The sequence below is a fragment of the Streptomyces chiangmaiensis genome, from assembly GCF_036281785.1.
GTDB classification, from domain to species: Bacteria; Actinomycetota; Actinomycetes; order Streptomycetales; family Streptomycetaceae; genus Streptomyces; species Streptomyces chiangmaiensis.
The window spans coordinates 1-1,278 of sequence record NZ_JAYWVC010000590.1; the positions used below are offsets into that span (position 1 = coordinate 1).

Below are 1,278 nucleotides of genomic sequence, written 5' to 3' on the forward strand. Positions count from 1 at the left end.
CCAGACCTGCCCGCACCACCGCTGATCAGGTTCTATTTACGCGTCAGAGACAGCACGTAAGTTCTGGCACCCTACAGGGTCGACTGTGGGCCGTATCGGTCATGGTCCCCGGCTGTTCGGGGGACGCGGCGGGGCCGTCTTTGGCGCCATTCCTGCCGGGGGGAGTCACTCTCATGTTCCCAGCGCGGGCGCTCAGGCTGCCCGTGTCGGGGAACGACAGCGGGGCAGCGTCATCGGGCACCCCCGCGCACAGATGAGGAGACACGGGATGCTCGAGCGGGTTGTCCGGGTGGTGCGGTGCCAGGGGACGCGGATGGCGGCGGTGGCGGTGACGACCGGGGCGGTCTGCGTGATCGGGCCGGCTTCGGCGGCAGCGGCGGCCGATGCTCGCACGGTGGTGAACTGCAAGGACAACCCTGCGGCTTTGCGGACCGCGATCGCCGGCGCTGGCGCAGGGGAGACGTTGGGGGTGAAGGGTACCTGCATCGGTCCCTTCACCATCGCCAGGAACCTGACCGTGGTCGGCCTCAAAGACGCGGTCCTCGACGGCAACTACGCCAGCTCCGCCGTGGCGGTCACCGGAGCCGTCCGGGTGCACCTGACCCACCTGACCATCGCCCATGGCACCGGCACGGTCGTCAACGGCCAGGTCTTCGGCGGCGGCATCCTCAACAACGCCGGCGGCACGGTGGCGCTGACCGACTCCACGGTGCGCAACAACGCCGCCCAGTTCGGCGGCGGCATCGCCAACCTCGCCGTAGGTGGCGGCACCGTGACGGTGACCCGGTCCAGAGTACGCAACAACATGGCGAGCATCTCCGCCGGCGGCATTTTTGTTGGTCAGAACAGCACGCTGGCGCTGTCCGACTCCACCGTGCAGGACAACCATGCCCAATTCGGCGGCGGCATCCTTAATGACGCGGGGGGCAGGGTGACGCTGTCCGGCTCCGCGGTGCGCAGCAACTCGGCGACAGCCAACGGCGGCGGCATCTCCAACCTCCAAGGCAGCACGTTGACATTGATCGACTCCAGGGTGGAGCGCAACACGACGGGCGATGGCCCCGGTAGCGGCGGCGGCATCCTCAACCTCGGTACGGTAGCGTCGGCCCAGTCGACCGTACGCGACAACAACCCGGACAACTGCGCCCCGGCCGGCAGCGTCGGCGGCTGCACCGGCTGAACCCGCGCCCCGCTCCGGTCAGCAACACGACACGTATGTCGTCGTCGGCATCGGTGGCATCGAAAGCCGCGACGAGTTCCCGGGCCATCGTGGTGTTG

1 protein-coding gene is annotated in these 1,278 nt (G+C 68.6%); it reads left to right on the forward strand.

Features of this window, described 5'->3' with window-relative positions; translation table 11 throughout:
• The first annotated feature begins 268 nt into the window (after window positions 1-268).
• Window positions 269-1,180, forward strand: coding sequence for a right-handed parallel beta-helix repeat-containing protein (locus VXC91_RS45790; protein ID WP_329513240.1), 912 nt, complete (start codon window positions 269-271; stop codon window positions 1,178-1,180).
• Window positions 1,181-1,278: the final 98 nt, after the last annotated feature.